General features: G+C 46.5%; 22 protein-coding genes and 1 other annotated feature. Of the genes, 2 read left to right on the top strand and 20 right to left on the bottom strand.

The window, feature by feature from the left end; all coding sequences use genetic code 11:
• Window positions 1-12: 12 nt before the first annotated feature.
• From tgt to nadB, 13 genes are all read right to left on the bottom strand, one after another.
• Window positions 13-1,152: a tRNA guanosine(34) transglycosylase Tgt gene (gene tgt, locus BA724_RS11805; RefSeq protein ID WP_069938866.1), complete on the bottom strand. Its 1,140-nt coding sequence runs from the start codon at window positions 1,150-1,152 to the stop codon at window positions 13-15.
• Window positions 1,139-2,197 carry a tRNA preQ1(34) S-adenosylmethionine ribosyltransferase-isomerase QueA gene (gene queA / locus BA724_RS11800; RefSeq protein ID WP_069938865.1) on the bottom strand — a complete coding sequence of 353 codons (1,059 nt, stop codon included), beginning with the start codon at window positions 2,195-2,197 and terminating at the stop codon, window positions 1,139-1,141. The genes tgt and queA overlap by 14 nt, the downstream gene beginning before the upstream one ends.
• Window positions 2,198-2,213: 16 nt before the next feature.
• Window positions 2,214-2,420 (bottom strand): DUF2905 domain-containing protein, encoded by a 207-nt coding sequence (locus tag BA724_RS11795; RefSeq protein ID WP_069938864.1) that lies wholly within the window; start codon window positions 2,418-2,420, stop codon window positions 2,214-2,216.
• Window positions 2,417-3,421, bottom strand: a complete 1,005-nt coding sequence (ruvB, locus tag BA724_RS11790; RefSeq protein WP_069938863.1) for a Holliday junction branch migration DNA helicase RuvB — start codon at window positions 3,419-3,421, stop codon at window positions 2,417-2,419. The genes BA724_RS11795 and ruvB overlap by 4 nt, the downstream gene beginning before the upstream one ends.
• A gap of 14 nt (window positions 3,422-3,435) precedes the next feature.
• Window positions 3,436-4,047, bottom strand: coding sequence for a Holliday junction branch migration protein RuvA (gene ruvA / locus BA724_RS11785; RefSeq protein ID WP_069938862.1), 612 nt, complete (start codon window positions 4,045-4,047; stop codon window positions 3,436-3,438).
• A gap of 82 nt (window positions 4,048-4,129) precedes the next feature.
• On the bottom strand, window positions 4,130-4,936 hold the full coding sequence (locus BA724_RS11780) for a uroporphyrinogen-III synthase (RefSeq protein WP_069938861.1): 807 nt from the start codon (window positions 4,934-4,936) through the stop codon (window positions 4,130-4,132).
• A 396-nt stretch (window positions 4,937-5,332) separates the two neighbouring features.
• Window positions 5,333-7,207, bottom strand: coding sequence for a PTS fructose transporter subunit IIABC (locus BA724_RS11775; protein ID WP_069938860.1), 1,875 nt, complete (start codon window positions 7,205-7,207; stop codon window positions 5,333-5,335).
• A gap of 1 nt (window position 7,208) precedes the next feature.
• Window positions 7,209-8,135 carry a 1-phosphofructokinase gene (gene pfkB / locus BA724_RS11770; RefSeq protein WP_069938859.1) on the bottom strand — a complete coding sequence of 309 codons (927 nt, stop codon included), beginning with the start codon at window positions 8,133-8,135 and terminating at the stop codon, window positions 7,209-7,211.
• Window positions 8,132-8,884, bottom strand: coding sequence for a DeoR/GlpR family DNA-binding transcription regulator (locus BA724_RS11765; protein ID WP_069939240.1), 753 nt, complete (start codon window positions 8,882-8,884; stop codon window positions 8,132-8,134). Before BA724_RS11765 ends, pfkB begins: the two co-directional genes overlap by 4 nt.
• A gap of 407 nt (window positions 8,885-9,291) precedes the next feature.
• A complete protein-coding gene (locus BA724_RS11760) occupies window positions 9,292-9,795 on the bottom strand; it encodes a LysM peptidoglycan-binding domain-containing protein (protein ID WP_069938858.1) in 504 nt (167 codons plus the stop codon).
• Between the two features lie 65 nt (window positions 9,796-9,860).
• Entirely contained in the window at window positions 9,861-10,961 is a 1,101-nt protein-coding gene (gene nadA, locus BA724_RS11755) for a quinolinate synthase NadA (RefSeq protein ID WP_069938857.1), read from the bottom strand.
• A complete protein-coding gene (gene nadC / locus BA724_RS11750; protein WP_069938856.1) occupies window positions 10,948-11,808 on the bottom strand; it encodes a carboxylating nicotinate-nucleotide diphosphorylase in 861 nt (286 codons plus the stop codon). The genes nadA and nadC overlap by 14 nt, the downstream gene beginning before the upstream one ends.
• Window positions 11,762-13,348 (bottom strand): L-aspartate oxidase, encoded by a 1,587-nt coding sequence (gene nadB / locus BA724_RS11745; RefSeq protein ID WP_069938855.1) that lies wholly within the window; start codon window positions 13,346-13,348, stop codon window positions 11,762-11,764. The genes nadC and nadB overlap by 47 nt, the downstream gene beginning before the upstream one ends.
• A gap of 91 nt (window positions 13,349-13,439) precedes the next feature.
• Between nadB and BA724_RS11740 the strand changes: the two genes are divergently transcribed.
• Together BA724_RS11740 and BA724_RS11735 are read left to right on the top strand one after the other, a co-directional pair.
• On the top strand, window positions 13,440-14,549 hold the full coding sequence (locus BA724_RS11740; protein ID WP_342670005.1) for an IscS subfamily cysteine desulfurase: 1,110 nt from the start codon (window positions 13,440-13,442) through the stop codon (window positions 14,547-14,549).
• Window positions 14,550-14,571: 22 nt separating this feature from the next.
• The gene (locus BA724_RS11735; RefSeq protein WP_069939238.1) at window positions 14,572-15,105 is read left to right on the top strand and encodes a transcription repressor NadR; all 534 of its coding nucleotides are present in this window, start codon (window positions 14,572-14,574) and stop codon (window positions 15,103-15,105) included.
• A gap of 36 nt (window positions 15,106-15,141) precedes the next feature.
• Here the strand turns inward: BA724_RS11735 and pheA are convergent, their stop codons facing one another.
• The 7 genes from pheA to rplU form a co-directional block, all read right to left on the bottom strand.
• Entirely contained in the window at window positions 15,142-16,011 is an 870-nt protein-coding gene (gene pheA, locus BA724_RS11730) for a prephenate dehydratase (RefSeq protein WP_069938854.1), read from the bottom strand.
• Between the two features lie 33 nt (window positions 16,012-16,044).
• Window positions 16,045-16,500, bottom strand: coding sequence for an ACT domain-containing protein (locus BA724_RS11725; protein WP_069938853.1), 456 nt, complete (start codon window positions 16,498-16,500; stop codon window positions 16,045-16,047).
• A 33-nt stretch (window positions 16,501-16,533) separates the two neighbouring features.
• Window positions 16,534-17,823, bottom strand: coding sequence for a GTPase ObgE (obgE, locus tag BA724_RS11720; protein WP_069938852.1), 1,290 nt, complete (start codon window positions 17,821-17,823; stop codon window positions 16,534-16,536).
• A 14-nt stretch (window positions 17,824-17,837) separates the two neighbouring features.
• Window positions 17,838-18,374 (bottom strand): Spo0B C-terminal domain-containing protein, encoded by a 537-nt coding sequence (locus BA724_RS11715; RefSeq protein WP_069938851.1) that lies wholly within the window; start codon window positions 18,372-18,374, stop codon window positions 17,838-17,840.
• A gap of 160 nt (window positions 18,375-18,534) precedes the next feature.
• Window positions 18,535-18,819 (bottom strand): 50S ribosomal protein L27, encoded by a 285-nt coding sequence (rpmA, locus tag BA724_RS11710; protein ID WP_045849799.1) that lies wholly within the window; start codon window positions 18,817-18,819, stop codon window positions 18,535-18,537.
• Window positions 18,820-18,832: 13 nt separating this feature from the next.
• On the bottom strand, window positions 18,833-19,165 hold the full coding sequence (locus BA724_RS11705; protein WP_069938850.1) for a ribosomal-processing cysteine protease Prp: 333 nt from the start codon (window positions 19,163-19,165) through the stop codon (window positions 18,833-18,835).
• Between the two features lie 12 nt (window positions 19,166-19,177).
• A complete protein-coding gene (gene rplU, locus BA724_RS11700) occupies window positions 19,178-19,486 on the bottom strand; it encodes a 50S ribosomal protein L21 (RefSeq protein WP_069938849.1) in 309 nt (102 codons plus the stop codon).
• 12 nt (window positions 19,487-19,498) lie between these two features.
• Window positions 19,499-19,572: a sequence feature (ribosomal protein L21 leader region), on the bottom strand.
• Window positions 19,573-19,584: the final 12 nt, after the last annotated feature.

The raw sequence follows: 19,584 nt of genomic DNA, 5'->3' as shown, positions 1-19,584 counted from the left end.
AACAGAACAACGTCAAAAGTTTTTTGCATCCGGACGGTTGAACCCGTATTGCTCAAAGAACTCCTCGCGGAAATCACCAAGCCGGTCCTCACGGATCGCTTGACGTACGTTTTCCATTAAGTTTATCAGAAAATGAAGGTTATGGTAAGTCGTAAGTCGAATTCCGAAAGTTTCATTGCAGTGAAGCAAGTGGCGAATGTAAGCACGAGAATAATTTTTGCATGCGTAGCAGTCACAGTTCGGATCAAGCGGTCCAAAATCACGGGCATACTTCGCATTCTTTACAACCAATCTGCCTTCACTTGTCATCAAAGTTCCATTTCGGGCAATTCGTGTTGGCAGCACACAGTCAAACATATCAATTCCACGGATCGCTCCATCAATTAGGGAATCCGGCGACCCCACACCCATCAGGTAACGAGGCTTATCTGCCGGCAAGTGTGGCGTTGTAAAGTCAAGTACACGGTTCATGACATCTTTCGGCTCTCCAACGGACAAGCCGCCAATGGCATAACCCGGGAAGTCAAGCGACACAAGGTCACGGGCGCTTTGTTTACGCAGCTCTTCGTATTCACCGCCCTGCACGATGCCAAACAGCCCCTGGTCGTTCGGGCGCTTATGCGCAGTTAAACAGCGCTCCGCCCACCGTGACGTCCGTTCAACTGACTTTTTCATATAATCATATTCCGCAGGATATGGCGGGCATTCATCAAAGGCCATCATAATATCCGAGCCGAGCGCATTTTGAATGTCCATCGCTTTTTCTGGTGACAAAAATAATTTATCACCATTAATATGATTGCGGAAATGAACGCCTTCTTCTTCAATTTTCCGGAACTCGCTTAGTGAAAACACCTGGAACCCGCCGGAATCGGTCAAAATAGCACCGTCCCAGTTCATAAACTTGTGCAGGCCGCCTGCTTCCTGAACGATATCATGGCCAGGACGAAGCCACAGGTGGTAGGTGTTGCTAAGCAAAATATTTGCACCCATCGCTTTAATATCTTCCGGCGCCATCGTTTTAACGGTCGCGAGCGTCCCAACCGGCATAAAGACCGGTGTTTCAAAGCTGCCGTGCGGCGTATGAACACGGCCGAGGCGGGCTCCTGTCTGTTTACATGCTTTAATGAATTCATATTTAATGGCTGTCAATCGTATTGCCACCTTTCATATCGATAATAAGCATCGCATCTCCAAAGCTGAAAAATCGATACCGTTCTTTTACTGCTTCTGCATATGCCGTCATCACATGACTTTGTCCGGCAAGCGCACTAATTAACATAATCAGCGTGGATTTTGGCAAATGGAAGTTCGTAATCATGCCGTCAATTGCTTTAAACTCAAATCCCGGATAAATAAAAATATCAGTCCAGCCGCTTGATTCTCGCACGATACCATGATCACGCGCTGCGGTTTCAAGCGTCCGGACAGATGTTGTGCCGACCGCAATGACACGTCCGCCTTGTTTTTTCGTTTCACGAATGGCTTCCTCCGTTTGCTTCGAAATCGTATAATATTCGGCATGCATGTCATGATCTTCAATGGAATCGACCGACACCGGGCGGAACGTTCCAAGACCAACATGAAGCGTAATAAATTCGATCCGTACACCATGCTCTTTTAATTGAGCTAAAAGCGGTTCCGTAAAATGAAGACCGGCCGTCGGTGCGGCAGCCGACCCGCGCTCTTTAGCGTACACTGTCTGGTAGCGGTCTTTTTCATCAAGCTGCTCTTTAATATAGGGCGGCAGTGGCATTTCCCCAAGCTCATCAAGCACTTCGTAAAAAATACCATCATACTCAAATCGAAGCATGCGGCCGCCTTGTTCCTTTTCACCGGTACAGACGGCTTTAAGCCTGCCGTTCCCAAATGAAATGACACTGCCTTCTTTAATTCGTTTTGCCGGCTTAACCAGTGTCTCCCATACATCTTTTTCATCTTGCTTTAAAAGCAAAACTTCAATGTTAGCGCCAGTTTCTTCTTTAACCCCATGTAGGCGCGCAGGCAATACCTTCGTATCGTTTAAGATAAGCAAGTCGCCTGGCTTTAAGTAGTTTACGACATTTTTAAATGTCTCATGAGTAAGCGTGCCTGTCTGTTTGTCTAACACCATCATCCGGCTTTCAGCCCGCTCTTTTAATGGCGTCTGGGCAATTAATTCTTCCGGCAGATTAAAATCAAAATCTTCTACTTTCATCCATTACACCTCTAGTCTATCTCCATTTTCCGATCACATAAAAAATAAGTGACAGCACAATGCTTGCCACGATCGATGTCACAATCGGAAAATAAAATGTCGCGTTTTCTTTTTTAATGACAATATCACCCGGCAGCCGGCCGAGCTTTGTAAATTGCAGCAATACACCGAGCACAAATAAAACAATACCCGCAAGCATGAGCACTTTGCCGAATCCCGTCATGGCGATGGTACCTCCATGTGAAAATGTTCATACGCCCCCGGCAATGCTATTCTGCCACGCGGTGTGCGCTGCAGGAAACCGATTTGCAATAAATACGGCTCGTACACATCTTCAATCGTTGTTGATTCTTCGCCGATACTCGCCGCAAGTGTATCCAGGCCAACCGGGCCGCCTTTAAACCGCCCTAAAATCGTTGTCAAAAGTTTATGATCAATATGATCAAGACCCAGACGGTCTACTTGCAAGAGTTCCAGCGCTTCATTCGCTTTTTGAAGGGTAATGTGCCCTTCCCCGCGAACTTCTGCATAATCACGCACGCGCTTTAATAAACGGTTGGCAATACGGGGTGTTCCACGCGATCGCCGTGCCAACTCTTCCGCCCCATCCCTGTCAATCGCCGTGCCGAATATATCTGCTGTTCGCAGGACGACTTCTTTCAATTGATCGGTTGTGTAGTACTCCAAACGGGAATGAACGCCAAAACGATCACGAAGCGGGGCAGACAACGCTCCGGCCCGGGTCGTAGCACCGATCAGTGTAAAGGGCGGCAAATCCAGACGGACAGAGCGCGCTTCCGGACCTTTTCCAATGACAATATCGAGGCAAAAATCTTCCATCGCTGGATACAGCACTTCTTCAATGGAACGCGGCAGACGATGAATTTCATCAATAAACAATACATCTCCCGGTGCCAATGCCGTTAGCACAGCAGCCAAATCACCAGGCCGCTCAATAGCAGGACCTGATGTTGTTCGAAAGCCCGCGCTCATTTCATTTGCAATGACAGCGGCCATCGTCGTTTTCCCAAGTCCGGGTGGTCCGTATAAAAGCACATGGTCGAGTGATTCTTCCCGTTTTAATGCCGCTTCAATAAAAATAGACAAATTTTGTTTTACCTGGTCTTGCCCAATATATTGATTTAATGTTTGCGGACGGAGCGACTGTTCTTCAAATCGCTCTTCTGCCCCGGCGCCGCCTGATAGTACACGAGTCTCGTCCAATACAGTCCCTCCCTTTATCCAAGCAGCAGCTGCAGCCCTTTTCGAATGTATTCATCGGTTGACATCGTTTCTTCCTTCTCTAAACGCCCGGATATACGCTTGATTTCACGTGGTGAGTAACCGAGCGCTTCAAGTGCCAGCAAGGCTTCATCAAGTGCTGCATTAGCTGATGACGCCGGTTCTCCCTCCTCTTGAACAAATAGGCCTGTTAAAGAATCAGACACGACATGATCCAGTTTTCCTTTTAAATCCAGAATCATTTGTCTTGCCGTTTTTTTGCCGATGCCTGGAAACTTAATTAAATACGGTTCATCTTCGCGCTCAATCGCATGAACCACGTGTGAAGGTGCCCCGGATGCAAGTACGGCGAGTGCTCCTTTTGGCCCGATGCCGGATACACTGATCAGCTTCTCAAACAACCTTTTTTCTTCTGCTGTGGCAAATCCAAATAACAAATGTGCATCTTCGCGGACATGCTGGTACAAATAAACTTTTTTTTGTTCCTGTTCATGTTTTGAAAAAGCAAATGGATTTGGTGTCAGTACCCGGTAGCCAATGCCATTGTTTTCGATCACAATGTATTCCGGTCCAATGAATGAAATAATCCCTTTTATATACTCGTACAAATTTTTGTCTCCTTCAAAAACGCTTTATTCATTGTATCATATCACAATGACGCCTAAAAAGAAACATTTGTTCCCTGAATATTCAGTCAGCTTTGAAAAATTCATCAACTGCAACAACCAATGCGCCCATTCGCTCATACTCGGGTGCAATCACACGGTTGACACCATATTCGTTTAACGTTCCAGTCGTGACTTTGCCGACAGAACCAGCGGCTGCTCTCACATTAAATGCTTCAGCCAGCTGTTGGGCAAGTCCGTTTTCTTTTGCCTCCTGAAACAACACGCGCACTTGTGGGGTAGCCGTAAATAATACTGCATCGATGTCTCCATCAATTACTTCATTTACAAGTTTTGTAACAATCTCCGGCTGCGGGACAGTCGTTTTATATGGCAAAACGTATAATAAATCAGCCCCTTTTTTTGCAAATCCCTGCTCGAGTGCCGGCACCGGTTCACCGTGAAGCTGCAAGAAAACGCGACGTTCACGTAAATCCACTTGTTCGAGGGCACTCAACAGGCCGGCATTGGTCCCATCACCGTCTTCTGCTTCTGGTGTTAAGCCATATTTTTTCAACTCCTGTACCGTTTTATAGCCTCGTGTAGCAATCCGGGAGGCCGCTATCGCTTTTTGAAACGGTTCCGTTAAGCCAAGTGCATTGGCCGCTTCAAAAACAGCTGATGTACCAATTCCAGTTGTGAAGACACTCCAGTCCGTTCCATTTGCAATGACATCTTCAATTGACGCTTTCATGTCCTCTGGCGTGCATTTAATCGTTTCTTGAAGCGGGCGCTCAAATGCGGTGCCGCCCTTTTTTTGCACCATCATGCTCATTTCCATCATTTTGCGTGAGCCAGTAATTGCGATCCGTTTCCCTTGTAAGTTCCCCATTTAATCTCCCCGTTTCTCTTTTCTTTTAATACTATCTTTTTCACATTCTTTTTTCCATAGAAAAGCGCAAGGCGTCCGATTATCGAAGGCAAATAAGATGAACAATGGCGGAGGCGCTTTTTGCCTCCAGAAGTGATTGGCTGGATTGGGTAGATGGAACAAAAGCTAAGAACGTGGCATCGTGCCACAACGCTTTTGTGACCTACATCCTGTAGGCCCAAGAACGCGGCATCATGCCGCAACGCTTTTGTGACCTACATCTTGCAGGCCCAAGAACGCAGCTTCCTGCTGTAACGCTTTTGTGACTCACATCACATCCTGTGAACCCTCGAACTGATGGTGTCTGGAGCTGGACAAGAAAAAGACGGTTCAACAAATGTTGAACCGTCCCGGCTGTTATGACTTGAGTGGTTTTTTCAAGATGGCAAGCAGTACAGCCGTCACTGCAGCTCCGATAAGAACCGCCAAAAGGTAAAGGAGTGGATTTCCCTGTACAACAGGGAAAACGAAGATCCCGCCATGTGGTGCCGGCAATTTCACACCGAAGATCATTGTCAGCGCACCCGCCACTGCAGAGCCGGCAATCGCCGCTGGAATGACACGTGCCGGATCTTTTGCCGCGAAGGGAATCGCGCCTTCTGTAATAAAAGATGCACCCATAATGTAGTTTGTTTTCCCCGCATCACGTTCTTGTGCTGTAAAACGGTTTTTAAAGAATGTTGTTGCAAGCGCGATACCAAGCGGAGGCACCATACCGCCAGCCATAACAGCTGCGTGTGGCGCAAAGTTGCCTGCATCGATCATTGCGATACCAAATGTAAATGCGGCTTTGTTGACTGGGCCGCCCATATCAACAGCCATCATACCACCAAGAATAATGCCCAGAAGAACAAGGTTGCTTGTTCCCATACCACCTAAAACATCAACCAGCCATTGATTTAATGCGCTGACCGGACCATTGACTACGTAAATCATCGCCATACCCGTAATGAAAATACCAAAAAGAGGATACAATAGAACCGGTTTAATGCCATCAAGGGCCTGTGGAAGACCAGCAAACAACTTCTTCAATCCAACAACGGCATAACCTGCAAGGAAACCGGCAATTAAGCCGCCAAGGAAGCCGGAACCGCCACTTGCTGCCAACATACCACCGACGAGTCCTGGAGCAAGACCTGGACGATCCGCAATACTCATCGCGATAAAACCAGCCAAAATCGGAATCATGAGAGCAAACGCGCTGCCGCCGCCTATATCCATTAACGCTTTCGCAAACGGGTTAAAAGATGGATCGTCCGGATTTACCGCATTAATTCCAAAGAAAAACGAGATCGCGATTAAAATACCACCGCCGACTACAAGTGGAAGCATTGCGGATACACCGCTCATTAAATGTTTATAAAACGCATTTCCAGCAGAACCGCTGTCCGATGAAGACGGTGCAGAACCACCGCTTCCTTGGAATACAGGTGCATCCTGCTTCACAGCACGGTCAAGCAGTCCGTCCGGGTTGCGAATTCCTTGGGCAACCGGCACTTGAATAACATGCTTGCCTTTAAAGCGTTCCATTTCAACCTGCTTGTCCGCTGCAACGATAATCGCTGTGGCATTTGCAATTTCATCGGCTGTTAAAGCGTTTTTCACACCGCTCGAGCCGTTTGTTTCGACTTTAAAGTTAATGCCTTTTTCTTTTGCTTTCGCTTTTAGTGAGTCTGCAGCCATGTACGTATGCGCAATTCCTGTCGGGCAGGCTGTTACCGCCAAAACAGATGGAGCGCCAGCTTGAGCTGGAGCAGCAGTTTCTTCTTCTGCAGGTGCATCTTCACGTGATTCAAACGCTTGAATAATATCGCTTTCCGTACGTGCATTTAATAACACTTCGCGGAACGCTGGGTCCATTAAAAAGCCGGATAAGCTTGATAAGGTTTCCAAGTGCGCTTCGTTTGCGCCGTCTGGAGCCGCAATCATGAAAAACAGGTTAGCCGGCTGACCGTCGAGTGATTCATAATCAATGCCATTTTTTGCGCGACCAAACGCCACAGCTGGTGTTTTTACCGCCGCTGTTTTTGCGTGCGGAATCGCAATTCCTTCACCGACACCTGTTGTGCTTTGTGCTTCACGCACTAAAATCGCTTCTTTATAAGCGGAACGGTCGTTTAAGCGCCCTGCCTGATCTAATTTGGCTACTAGCTCATCAATAACAGATGCTTTATCTGCTGCAGACAGATCCATAATGATCGTATCTTTTTTCAACAAATCTGTAATTCTCATTTTATTTTCCCTCCTGTTCTGCTTTTACAATCCTTACTCTGCTGTATACATCTTCTACTTCCGCTTTAGAGCATAAATCGTCTGAAAAAGCAGTAGCGCTTCCTGCTGCAACTGCCCAGTGGAAGGCTTCATGCGGCTTTAAGCCAGCATCAATTTTCGCCATAAACGCGGCGACCATGGAATCGCCCGCACCAACTGTATTTTTCACAGTGCCTTTCGGTGATTCAGCATAATAGGCTCCTTCTTTATTCACAAATACCGCACCATCGCCGCCCATTGAAACGATAACATTTTCAGTACCGCCATCTACTAATTTTTTTGCAATGAAAGCCGCTTCTTCTTTTGTATTTATTTCTGTATCAAATAGTTCACTAAGCTCATGATGATTCGGCTTAACAAAAAACGGATTGTATGGGAGAAGTGCCTTTAGCGCCGCGCCGCTTGTATCAACAACGACCCGCGCTCCTTGGCTTCTCGCTGCGTCAATCAATGTTCCCGCATAATCTGCCGGAAGTGATGATGGAACGCTGCCTCCAATATGAAGCCAGTCCCGCTTTGTTAATTCACTTGTAAGCTGTACGAGCCGGTTCGCATCCTCTTCCGAAATAGCTGGTGCCGGACCATTAATTTCCGTTTCCGCGTTCGATTTTAGCTTTACGTTAATTCTCGTAACACCCTGTATGGATGTGAAACGGTGGAAAACACCTTCCCGGTCCAATTCATTTTTAATAAACTCTCCTGTAAATCCGCCCGCAAAGCCGATTGCACACGTATCACTGCCAAGGCGCTTTAGTACACGTGAAACATTAATCCCTTTCCCTCCGGCGTACATATCCGCGCTTTCCGATCGATTTAAGCCGCCCGCTTGAAAATCCTCAACCCGCACGACATAGTCAACAGCCGGATTTAATGTGCATGTATAAATCATGATAATGCCTCCTCGATATCTGTTGCCTGTTCAAACAAACTTCTTGTTTTTTCTGGAATTTTACCCGTAATAATAACTGCTTCTTTTAAATCTGCTATATGAGTAAATGTACTTTCCTGAAACTTTGATGCATCCGCTAAAACATACGGCTGTTGCGCACGTTTTAACGCCTCTCTCTTTACAGCGGCTTCTTCCGGATCCGGTGTCGTGTAGCCCGCTTTTAAATGAATGCCGTTTACACCAAGAAATGCTTTATCGAACCAGTATTGCTGAAGACCATGGACAGCTCCCGTCCCTGTAAAAGCTTGTGTCGACTGTTTCAGCATACCTCCTGTACCATACGCTTGAATGCCTTTTTTCACTAAAAGACGCAAATGATCAAAGCCGTTTGTGACCGCAATAATATTTTTGGCTTGAATGTAAGGGATGAGAGCAAGAGTTGTTGTGCCTGCATCAATAAATATACAATCATCGTTTTCGATCAAGGATGCAGCCAGCCGGCCAGCTGCTCGTTTTTCTTCTGAAAATCGCGAGCTTTTTTCATTCATTGTTGGTTCAATGCGTTTTCTGGATACTTTTGCTGCGCCACCGTGAACACGCCTTAAAAGACCAGCGTCTTCTAAATCTGTTAGGTCGCGCCGAATAGTCGATTCAGACGCTCCAGTCGCATCTGTTAATTCTTGAATCTTCACAATTTCTTTTTCTTTTAAAAAGTTTAAAATTGTAAAGTGGCGTTCTTCAGTCAACACTGGCTGCATTCCTCCTTTATTTTTTGTTACTCTCATTATATAACCGCTTTCATAGAAAAACAATCATTTTCAATCATTATTTATCAAAAACATTCAAACACTAACCATTTGTACCTGTTCTGCCATAAATCAGATTTTACGAAGGATTAACATTATTTTGAAAAAGTGAGAATCTGCTTGTTAAGCATACAAAAAAAGACGTGCAATGCACGTCTTTGAGAGTGTAGACAAAGTCAGAAAGCAGGCTGATTGAAAACGTTTGTCTTTCAAGGAGCGCGGCCGGATGGGAAGCGGAGTGACCTTTTTGGGGTCATGAGCATTCACAGCTGGCAAGCGACGCCGAAAGCGAGCGTTTGTCAACAGCCTGAAAGACGTGCAATGCACGTCTTTCAGGCTGTTCTTTTTCATTAACGATGACAATATGGGCATCGCGGCATCATATTAGGAAATTCAGCTTCTTCCTGTCCTTCCACTTCTGGCATCATATACGGCGTATGTGGCATATTCGGCATATGTTGCATTGGCTGCATATGTGGCATCGGAAAAGGAACTGGAAAAAAATAACAAGGCATCGGTGGGCACTGCATCATCATGTCTTGTTCCATCTGCGGCGGAGCCGGAACAGGTTCTGTCATCCAATTTTCCGGCATCGTGAATTCCGGCTCCTCTTCATCTTCCATTTCTTTTAATCCTTCCATCTGCGGCGGGCTTGCGAATGGTTTATTATTTGCGTATGGATGGTCTTTCTCAATTGGCATCGCTGTATCCGGCAGTTTAATTTTCATTCCCGGAACGATCATCTCCGGATTCGCCAGGTGAGCATTTAACTTTTTCACTTCTTCCAAAGATACTTGATGTTTTTCAGCAATTGACCAAAGTGTATCTCCGCGCTGCACAATATGGATTTTCATTGTGTCCCTCCTCAATGATGATTCCCCCATATTGTATGCGCCCGGTTTTCCTTTGTGCGAAAAAATCAGTCAGCCCGCGCAAGCATGCGGTCAAGCGAAAGTTTTGCTTCTGCTGCTGTACATTCGTCCACTTGGATGATATTGCCCGCTTCTTCTGCCATGATCGTTTCTAACGACCACAGCAAATGAGGCAGGTCAATCCGGTTCATTGTTAAGCAAGGGCACATATTCGGGTTAAGTGAAATAATTTCTTTGTCTGAATGCTGTTGAATAATCCGCTTCACGAGATTCATTTCGGTTCCAACCGCCCAGGCGGATCCAGGCGCTGCTTTTTCAATTGTATCAATTATATATTTCGTTGAACCATTATCATCGGATAAAGCCACTACTTCCCGCCGGCATTCAGGATGAACAATAATCTTTATATCCGGTCTTGTGCGGCGCAATTCCTTAATATTAGCTGTAGTAAAGTTTTCATGAACCGAGCAATGCCCTTTCCATAAAATCACCTGGACATCTTCAAAGTTCCCTTCAAACTCAAGCGTGTCGGTAAGCGGATTCCAAACCGCCATATGATCAAGCGGCACACCAATATCAAAGGCCGTATTTCGGCCCAGGTGCTGATCTGGCAAAAACAAAATACGCGGCTTTTCAGTAAACGCCCATTCAACCATTGACCGGGCATTTGATGACGTGACACATGAACCGCCATTTCGTCCGGTAAACGCTTTAATGGCTGCTGTTGAATTTACGTATGTGAGGGGAATGATCGTATTGCCAAACAGCTCCTGCAGTGCTGTCCATGCACGTTCTGTCTGATAAATATCTGCCATATCCGCCATTGAACAGCCCGCACGCATATCAGGTAAATAAACCGTCTGATTATTACTTGTTAAAATATCCGCTGTTTCTGCCATGAAATGAACCCCACAAAAAACGATGTGCTCCGCCTGCCGATTTGCGGCTGAAACTTGTGCCAGTTGCAGAGAATCACCGACCGCATCAGCAAATTGAATGACTTCATCCTTTTGATAATGGTGGCCAGGGATAAAAAGAGCCGTGCCAAGCTCCTTTTTTATATCATGAACCCGCGCTTCCATTTCCGCTCGCTCCATGTGGCGGTAGTGATCCGGCAATATGCTCTTTGTCAATTCAGTTAATGCCATTTAAAACCTCTCCCTTCATTTCAACCCGCGCACTAATATCAAGTGCTTTGACTGAATGTGTCAATGCCCCAAGCGATATCCATCCAACTCCTGTGAGCGCATAGTCATGAATATTTTGGAGCGTAATCCCGCCGGATGCTTCTGTTGCGATATGCGGCGGTACAAGCGGCAGCCACGCGGTAATGTCAGCCGGTGTACAGTTATCAAACATAATAATATCCGCTCCAGATTCAACCGCTTCTTGAAGCTGTTCTTTCGTTTCAACCTCCACTTCAATTTTTACCGTATGACCGCAGGCGGTACGCGCTTTTTTCACCGCCTGCGTAATCCCGCCGGCGAACGCGATATGATTGTCTTTCAGCATGATCGCATCGTACAAACCGGTACGATGATTATAGGCACCGCCTGTTCGGACCGCGTACTTTTCAAGCATGCGAAGGCCGGGCACTGTTTTTCTCGTATCGCATATTTTCGCTGATGTTCCCTCTGTTTCTTTCACAGCGGCTGCCGCTGCTGTCGCTATGCCGCTCATGCGCTGGACTAAATTCAAAACCACACGCTCCCCCGCTAAAAGCGACCGATACGCTCCTTCTATTTTGGCTAAACATTCTCCTTCTTCCACCCGTTCACCGTCCGCTTTCAGTACTTGAACAGAAACATGATCGTCAACGATTTGAAACCCTCTCTCAATGATCGTTTTCCCGCAAAAAATACCGGCTTCTTTTGCAAAAAATGAAAAACTGCCCCTCTCTTTTTCTGAAAAAATACTTTCTCCTGATATGTCTCTATCTCCAATGTCTTCAATAAAAAAGGCTTTCAACGCTTCGTCCAGCTTGATTCCATTCATATTCTCCACTCCTCTTATTCAGTTGGCCGTTTTCAAATGTGATCCATGTTTTCTCCCATTGAGCCTGTTTTAATGGATGGTCTGCCCGAATATGGGCCCCGCGTGATTCCGTTCTGACCAGAGCGGAAACGGCAATTAAATACGCCGTCGTATGCATAAACAAGCTTTCAATTTTCTCAACCGGCCAGTGGCTGATGTCTCCCTTTGTCTGAACCGGTCCACGCAGGCAGTCTGCAAGTGCTTGTAGTTTTTCGCTTGTTCGAATGATACCGGCGGACTCCATCATCATTGACTGCAGCTCTTTTTTCTCAAAAAGCGGTGGAATAGCGGCCGCCGCTGATGAAACCGGCTGTCCAGCTTTTTCACTTGCTTCTCCGCTCGCGATCAATGCCTTTGCAAAACGTTTCCCAAAAGCGATGCCTTCCAGCAGTGAATTGCTTGCCAGCCGGTTCGCCCCATGAACGCCCGTACAGGCTGTTTCACCAATCGCATACAATCCTTTTATCGATGTGCGTCCAGATGTATCCGTTTTTACTCCGCCCATTAAAAAATGACTGCCAGGCGCGACAGGAATAAGGCCTTTTTTTATATCAATGCCCTGCCCACAGCAGATGGCTGAAATTGTTGGAAAGGCTCTTTCAAATTCCTTAATCATGGATATATCAAGATACACCTCGCGCCCGCTTTTTCGAGCCTTATATATTTCAAAAGCTGTTACATGACGGGGAGCCAAATCGCCAAGCGGGTGAACCCCTTGCATAATTTTCCCGCCTTCTTCATCTGTCAATACCGCGCCGGCGCCTCTCACTGCTTCAGAGATCAATCCTTTTGTTTCTCCGTTTACATACAAAAGAGTCGGATGGAATTGAACAAATTCCATGTCCGTAATAGCGGCGCCGGCACGATAAGCAAGGGCAATCCCGTCCCCTGTAATGGTCTCCTGATTTGAGGTGAACGAATAAAGCGCCCCCGCTCCGCCTGTCGCTAAAATAACATGATCGGCTTTATATTGATGCACTTTTCCATTCCTTGATTTTGTTTTAACACCTGTACACACCTTATCTTGAACAATCAGCTCAAAGGCCAGTTCATGTTCACGGATGTCTACTTGACCTGGAAGGTGCGACATAAAATGCTCAACCGCCCACTTTCCAGTTGCATCACCGCCTGCATGCACAATCCGCCGGTGGCTGTGTGCCCCTTCAAGTCCTAATGACAATAGGCCATTTTCCTGCCGATCCGCTGAAAATCCTTCTTTCAGCAGTTCATCCATACATGCTGCACCTTCCATGACAAGCTGTTTTACCGCTGCCGCATTATGATGAAATTCTCCCGCAGCAAGAGTATCATTTATATGAGATTCATACGTATCCAGTGGAGATAAGACAGCTGCGACGCCGCCCTGTGCAAAATAAGAATTGCTTTGCCGCATCACTGTCTTTGTGATAACCATCACATTCATATGCGCTGCTAAATGCCTTGCAGCCTGTAATGCCGCGATTCCTGATCCGATAATGACAGCACTTGGCATTTTTTTCATCGACCACCCTCACTTTACAGTTGTCTTGACACTTATCTTTACATAAAATAAAAAGAAAGACAAGAATAAATTTAAGATAAAGAGAGCAGGGATGATATTGTATTTTGACTATGCCGCTACTTCTCCTATGAAAAAAGAAGCGCTTGACGTTTATATAGAAGCAGCCCGTTGTTTCTCAGGGAACACATCGAGCCCACATGATGAAGGTACACGGGCTTCGCTCTTGCTGGAGCAGTGCCGGACAGAAATTGCGAGTTTGGCCGGTGTTTTAAAGGATGGCATCTATTTTACCGGCAGCGGAACAGAAGGAAACATTTTGGCTCTTTTGTCGTTCGCACGAAACAAACCGAAAAAACATATTATTACCGGGATGGCTGAACACACTTCTGTTCACTCGGCGATGACCATTCTTCAATCAGAAGGGTTTAACATAACAAAGCTGCCGCTCAATGAATATGGTGTAGTAACAGTAGAATCGGTCAAAGCGGCAATTTGTTCGGATACTGCGCTTATTTCTATTCAACACATCAACCCGGAAATTGGCACCATTCAGCCGGTTGAACAAATTGCTGTGGAAGCGAAAAAAAGAGGTATTCTTTTTCACACAGACTGCGTACAGTCATTTGGCAAAGTGCCGCTTCATGCCCTTCATGCAGACGCCATGACCTTTTCCGCCCACAAAATTGGCGGTCCAAAAGGGTGTGGAGCCGTTTACCTGTCTCCGTTTCAATCAGTCAGTCCGGTTTTTCCCGGTTTAATGCACGAGAAAGGCATCCGCGGCGGCACTGTTGACACCCCGGCGATCGCCGCCTTTGCCGAAGCGGCCAAAACAGCTGCTTCATTGGAAAAGCTTTGGACGTTAAGGCATTTGTTAAAAGAAAAACTAAACGGGTCTTCCATAAAGTGGATCGAAGGAAATGATTCGAATCAATATCCCGGAGTAATCGGAATGTGTATTCCCGGAATAGAAGGACAGCTTGTGATGCTCGCTTTAAATGCACAAAACATGTACATTTCAACCGGGAGTGCCTGTGATGCTTCTTCAGCCACCGGAATGAAAGCCGCTCTTGCGATGGGTATGACAATAGAAGAGGCACGGCAGTTTTTTCGCCTTTCATTCGGGCCTGAAACGACTGAAAGTGAAGTCATAAAGCTTGCACAGGCACTTTTGCATGTTGCCGCGCAGGCGGTTATGCTATGATAGCCGGTGGAGGGATTGCATGATGAAAGATAAAAAGAAATTAATTGGCGAGGAACGGCGCAAGCAGATTTTGCACTGGCTTCAATCGGAGGAAACACCGCTGACTGGAAATGAACTGGCTGAACGGGCACAGGTCAGCCGGCAGGTTATTGTTGGAGATATTACACTGCTGAAAGCACGTGGAGTTCCGATTATGGCGACGAGTCAAGGATATGTTTATCTAAATATTCAAGAAGACACCGATGCAGAGCGGATTGTCGCCTGCCTGCACCCGCCGGATCAAACGAAAGAAGAATTGCTGCTTCTCGTGGATCTTGGCGTTCTTGTAAAAGATGTGAGAATCGAACACCCCGTATACGGTGATTTAACCGCGTCCATTATGGTGTCAAACCGAAAAGAAGCCCTTCAATTTTTGGAGAAAATCAATGAAACAAAAGCTGCGTACTTATCCGAATTAACAGAAGGCGTTCATTTGCACACGCTGTCTGCTAAAGATTCAGCCACGCTTGATGAAGCGGAACAAGCACTTCGTCATGCCGGCTTTTTGCTTGAATAACGAAAAGAAGCTCACCGATTGGCGAGCTTCTTTATTTTATGCTTTTTCTGCTGCCTGCCCGACCTCATATCCATAATAGCTGCCAAGCACCTGCACATTGCAGCCGAGTGCCTCCATTTCAGCAAAAGCGCCCGGTACTAAAATATCGTCAATGCGCTGCGCCACATCGATAATGAAAAAATAATTGCCAAGACCTGTTTTTAAAGGGCGCGATTCAATTTTCGCAAGGTTCAGATTTCGCCAGGCAAACGTAGCTAACACCTGATGGAGTGTTCCTGGACGATCGGTAGGAAGCGTCACGACAATCGTCGTTTTGCCGCCCGTTTGCGGAAGCGGAAATGTCAATTCTTCATGCGTTTTAGACAAAACGAGAAACCGCGTATGGTTAAAAGTATAATCATGAATATCTGCCTCTGCCATAAATAAGCCGTACTCTTCTGCCGACAGCGAATTAGCAATAGCTGCAATGCACTCTTCAGGATGTTCACTTACATATTTAGCGGCCGCCGCAGTGGATGTCATCTGCTGAGACGGAACACTGTAAAAATGGCGCTGCAAAAATTTGTGGCACTGTGCAATCGCGTGTGGATGCGATAAAATGCGTCCTGCGTCTTTCCATTTGTGCGCATTATCCGGATGGACGAGCAGATGCTGCTGGATGGGTGCGGTTAATTCACCGACAATTGTTAAATCTGCTTCATGGAATAAATGATCAATAGTCATATTGACCGTTCCTTCCAGCGCATTCTCAATTGGCACAACCGCAAGATCCGCTTTTCCTTGAAGGACATAATCCATGCACTCCGGAATGGTGACACATGGAATCCGCTCATCATTCGGAAACGCATCCGACACCGCAATATCGGTAAATGTCGCCGCGGGACCTAAAAAAGCAATTTTCCTCAAAACCGTTCACTCCTGTCTTCTCACTCAAACGGATTACGCGCCCGAACCGAGCACTTCTACCGTATCTACAAATTCTAGTTTTTTCAGCCGGGACAACAGCTCGTCCAACCCGGTTTTCATACCGGTGACATTAAGCGACAGCGTTACGTTTGCGCGTCCCTGCAGCGGAATGGTCTGATGAATCGTCAGCACATTTCCGCCGCAGCCCGCGACAACAGCAAGCAGTTCAGATAAGGTTCCCGACCGGTCTTCTAGATGAAAAAACAATGTAATGATTCGCTCTTTGACGACGGTGTGAAACGGAAACACCGTGTCGCGGTATTTGTAAAAAGCACTGCGGCTTAAATCTACTTTTTGTACCGCTTCCCAGACAGAATCCGCTTTTTTCCGTTCAATCAATTCTTTTGCATCAAGCGTTTTTTTCATCGCTTCCGGAAGCACATCTTCGCGGACGAGATAAAATTTTTCATTTTGCTCTTTCTTCCCCATGTCGTTCCCCCTTAAAACCGCCAGCAACAGCTTTTATTCGACAAATTCAAATTCATAATCGAGCAGACGCACGATGTCGCCGTTTTCAGCTCCGCGCGCGCGTAAAGCTTCATCCACACCCATTGTACGCAGCTGACGTGCAAAGCGTTGAATAGAGGGCTCCCGTGAGAAGTCCGTCATCTTAAACAGCTTTTCAATCTTGCTGCCTGTTAGTTCAAATGCGCCGTCCGAACCACGAGTAATCACAAACTCAGCCGCTTGTTTTTCATGGCGGTACATAACCCGGTTCACAGACAAATCTTCTTCTTCATGCTCAAGCGGGAATTCTGGTGTTTCTTCTACTTTGTCGGCGATCGCGAACAATAAGTCACGCAGCCCGCTGCGTGTTACTGCCGAAATCGGGAAGATCACCGCATCCGCTCCTACCTTTTCTTTAAATGCCTTTAAATGTTCTTCCGCTTCCGGCATGTCCATTTTATTCGCCACAATAATTTCCGGACGCTCTGTCAGCCGAAGATTATATTCTTTCAGCTCATTGTTAATCGTGACGTAATCCTCGTACGGATCGCGCCCTTCCATCCCAGACATATCAAGCACGTGAACGATAACACGTGTACGTTCAATGTGACGTAAAAATTGATGGCCAAGCCCTGTTCCTTCATGCGCGCCTTCAATCAAACCCGGCAAGTCGGCCATAACAAAGCTTCGGCCATCTTCTGTTTCTACCATGCCGAGATTCGGTACAAGTGTCGTGAAATGATAAGCAGCGATTTTTGGCTTTGCTGCAGTAACAACAGACAAAAGCGTAGATTTCCCCACGCTTGGGAACCCAACAAGTCCGACGTCTGCCAATAACTTTAATTCAAGTGTAACATTGCGTTCAATGCCCGGCTCCCCATTTTCGGAAATTTCCGGTGCCGGATTCGCAGGTGTGGCAAACCGGCTGTTTCCGCGGCCGCCGCGGCCGCCTTTTGCAATGACTGCCTGCTGGCCATGTTCTACAAGATCAGCAATTACTTCGCCTGTTTCATCATCTGTTACGACTGTTCCGGGCGGTACTTTGACAATCATGTCTTTTGAATTGCGCCCGTGCATGTTTTTGCTCATCCCATGTTCGCCGCGCGGCGCTTTAAAATGGCGCTGGTAACGAAAATCCATCAGTGTGCGAAGCCCTTCTTCCACTTCAAACACAACGTTCGCGCCGTTTCCGCCATCGCCGCCAGCAGGACCGCCGTTCGGTACATATTTTTCACGGCGAAACGCAACCATGCCGTTTCCGCCGTCGCCGCCTTTAACATATATCTTAACCTGATCTACAAACATATTGTCTGTTCCTCCTAAAAAGTCACTTCCATTAGTATATCCTGACAACCCGTTTCCAACACAGCGCTTTTCAGCTGCAATTCTTTCGGGATTTCACCTATTTTGTCCAGCAGCAGCGGGCGGTTTGCCACCTCTCCCATCCATTCCATTCGCACAAAAAGGTGTTCTTCTTTTTCTGACAAGTGTATAAATAATTCGTGTGTATTATATTCTTTTACATGCTGCTCCAGCAATGAAAACAAACGGTTAAAAAAGCGAAACGCTTGTTGGTCATCTGTCCGGCCTGCTGTAATGTTCTCATCAATCTCATATTCAAGCCGAAATAGATGCTGCGACCAATTGAACGTCATAAACAGCTCCGCCATCCCCGGCATGCCAAGATTGCACAGCCTTGATTCCTGCACAGCCTTCACAATAATATGATCCGCTGCCCGAGCTGCTTCATCAAGATTATTTAAGGCAAGATACCCTTTGACAATCTGTATATCGTTCATCCAGTCATGACGCGCATGACGAAGCGTTTTTAATACCGTCCATTCTTCCTTTTCCACCTGGCTGTCACACCTCCTGCCCGTTTTCAAACGCGACCTTCCTTTTTGTTAGTATAGCAGAAAAATGGTTCATTTGAACGGGAAAGATAATCGTCTGCGCACAAAAAAACAGAGGCGCTCCGAAAGGTTGACTTTCAGAACGCCTCCATCCGTAATCCGCTTATTGAGCAGCAGGATATACACTTACTTTTTTACGATCGCGTCCAACGCGCTCGAAACGAACGATACCATCTGTTTTCGCAAACAACGTATCATCACCGCCACGACCTACGTTTTCACCTGGGTGAATTTTCGTTCCGCGTTGACGGTAAAGGATAGAACCACCTGTTACGAACTGGCCGTCAGCACGTTTAGCGCCAAGGCGTTTCGACTCAGAGTCACGTCCGTTTTTTGTAGAACCTACCCCTTTTTTGGATGCGAAAAATTGAAGATTTAATTTCAACATGTGTTTTCACCTCCTATAGGATATTTATTTGAATATACTGTCCGTACTCTTCTTCAATCGTCTGTAAGGAGACAACCATACCTTCTAATAAAAGCTGAACCTGGTCGCGCTTGTTTGCTGACAGTCCATCCGGTACACGGCAGGAAAGCAGTCCGCCGTCTTCCCCCTGATCAATATCAGGTGTAATGCCCGTCAGTGCCATCACCGCATTCAGTGAACCGAATGAAACAGCTGAAGCACCCGCACAAACCAAGTCTTTGCCGCTGTCATCAAAGCCGGCATGGCCTTCCATTTTAAACGATGTAATCAAGCCGGATTCATCTTTGTTAATGTCAACATAAATCATTGGATCATCGCCTTATGCGTTGATTTTTTCAATGACTACTTTTGTGTAAGGCTGACGGTGTCCTTGCTTTTTGCGGTAGTTTTTCTTCGCTTTAAATTTGAAAACGATGATTTTCTTCGCGCGTCCTTGCTTTTCAACCTTCGCCGTTACCGTTGCGCCTTCTACGATCGGGCTTCCGACTTTAACGTCATCGCCGCCAACGAAAAGAACTTTATCAAAAGTGACTGAGTCACCATCTTGTGCGTTCAATTTTTCGATGTAGATTGCTTGGCCTTCTTCAACTTTAACCTGCTTGCCGCCTGTTTCAATAATTGCGTACATTTCTGCACCTCCCTGTTTACTCAGACTCGCCACGTGACAGGTGATCCGTAGATGCTTAAACCTGCTATGTGCGGTTGTAGCACGGGTGCTACAAACAA

The organism is Domibacillus iocasae, from assembly GCF_001750285.1.
In the GTDB taxonomy this organism is placed as follows: domain Bacteria; phylum Bacillota; class Bacilli; order Bacillales; family Domibacillaceae; genus Domibacillus; species Domibacillus iocasae.
The sequence above is the reverse complement of the archived record's forward strand: the minus strand, read 5'-3'. Positions and strand labels throughout refer to the sequence as shown.

Excerpts from the sequence above, each read along its gene's own strand:
- nadC (WP_069938856.1), bottom strand. The coding sequence starts at position 11,808 with ATGAATGGAATCAAGCTGGACGAAGCGTTGAAAGCCTTTTTTATTGAA.
- rplU (WP_069938849.1), bottom strand. The coding sequence starts at position 19,486 with ATGTACGCAATTATTGAAACAGGCGGCAAGCAGGTTAAAGTTGAAGAA.
- BA724_RS11780 (WP_069938861.1), bottom strand. The coding sequence starts at position 4,936 with ATGGGGAACTTACAAGGGAAACGGATCGCAATTACTGGCTCACGCAAA.
- nadB (WP_069938855.1), bottom strand. The coding sequence starts at position 13,348 with ATGAAAAAAATGCCAAGTGCTGTCATTATCGGATCAGGAATCGCGGCA.
- pfkB (WP_069938859.1), bottom strand. The coding sequence starts at position 8,135 with ATGATTTATACATGCACATTAAATCCGGCTGTTGACTATGTCGTGCGG.
- rpmA (WP_045849799.1), bottom strand. The coding sequence starts at position 18,819 with ATGTTGAAATTAAATCTTCAATTTTTCGCATCCAAAAAAGGGGTAGGT.
- BA724_RS11705 (WP_069938850.1), bottom strand. The coding sequence starts at position 19,165 with ATGATTTATGTTGACATTAACAAAGATGAATCCGGCTTGATTACATCG.
- BA724_RS11760 (WP_069938858.1), bottom strand. The coding sequence starts at position 9,795 with ATGAAAATCCATATTGTGCAGCGCGGAGATACACTTTGGTCAATTGCT.
- BA724_RS11795 (WP_069938864.1), bottom strand. The coding sequence starts at position 2,420 with ATGACGGGATTCGGCAAAGTGCTCATGCTTGCGGGTATTGTTTTATTT.
- BA724_RS11775 (WP_069938860.1), bottom strand. The coding sequence starts at position 7,207 with ATGAGAATTACAGATTTGTTGAAAAAAGATACGATCATTATGGATCTG.
- queA (WP_069938865.1), bottom strand. The coding sequence starts at position 2,197 with ATGAAAGTAGAAGATTTTGATTTTAATCTGCCGGAAGAATTAATTGCC.
- obgE (WP_069938852.1), bottom strand. The coding sequence starts at position 17,823 with ATGTTTGTAGATCAGGTTAAGATATATGTTAAAGGCGGCGACGGCGGA.
- BA724_RS11735 (WP_069939238.1), top strand. The coding sequence starts at position 14,572 with ATGAAAGATAAAAAGAAATTAATTGGCGAGGAACGGCGCAAGCAGATT.
- BA724_RS11740 (WP_342670005.1), top strand. The coding sequence starts at position 13,440 with ATGATATTGTATTTTGACTATGCCGCTACTTCTCCTATGAAAAAAGAA.
- nadA (WP_069938857.1), bottom strand. The coding sequence starts at position 10,961 with ATGGCATTAACTGAATTGACAAAGAGCATATTGCCGGATCACTACCGC.
- BA724_RS11725 (WP_069938853.1), bottom strand. The coding sequence starts at position 16,500 with ATGGGGAAGAAAGAGCAAAATGAAAAATTTTATCTCGTCCGCGAAGAT.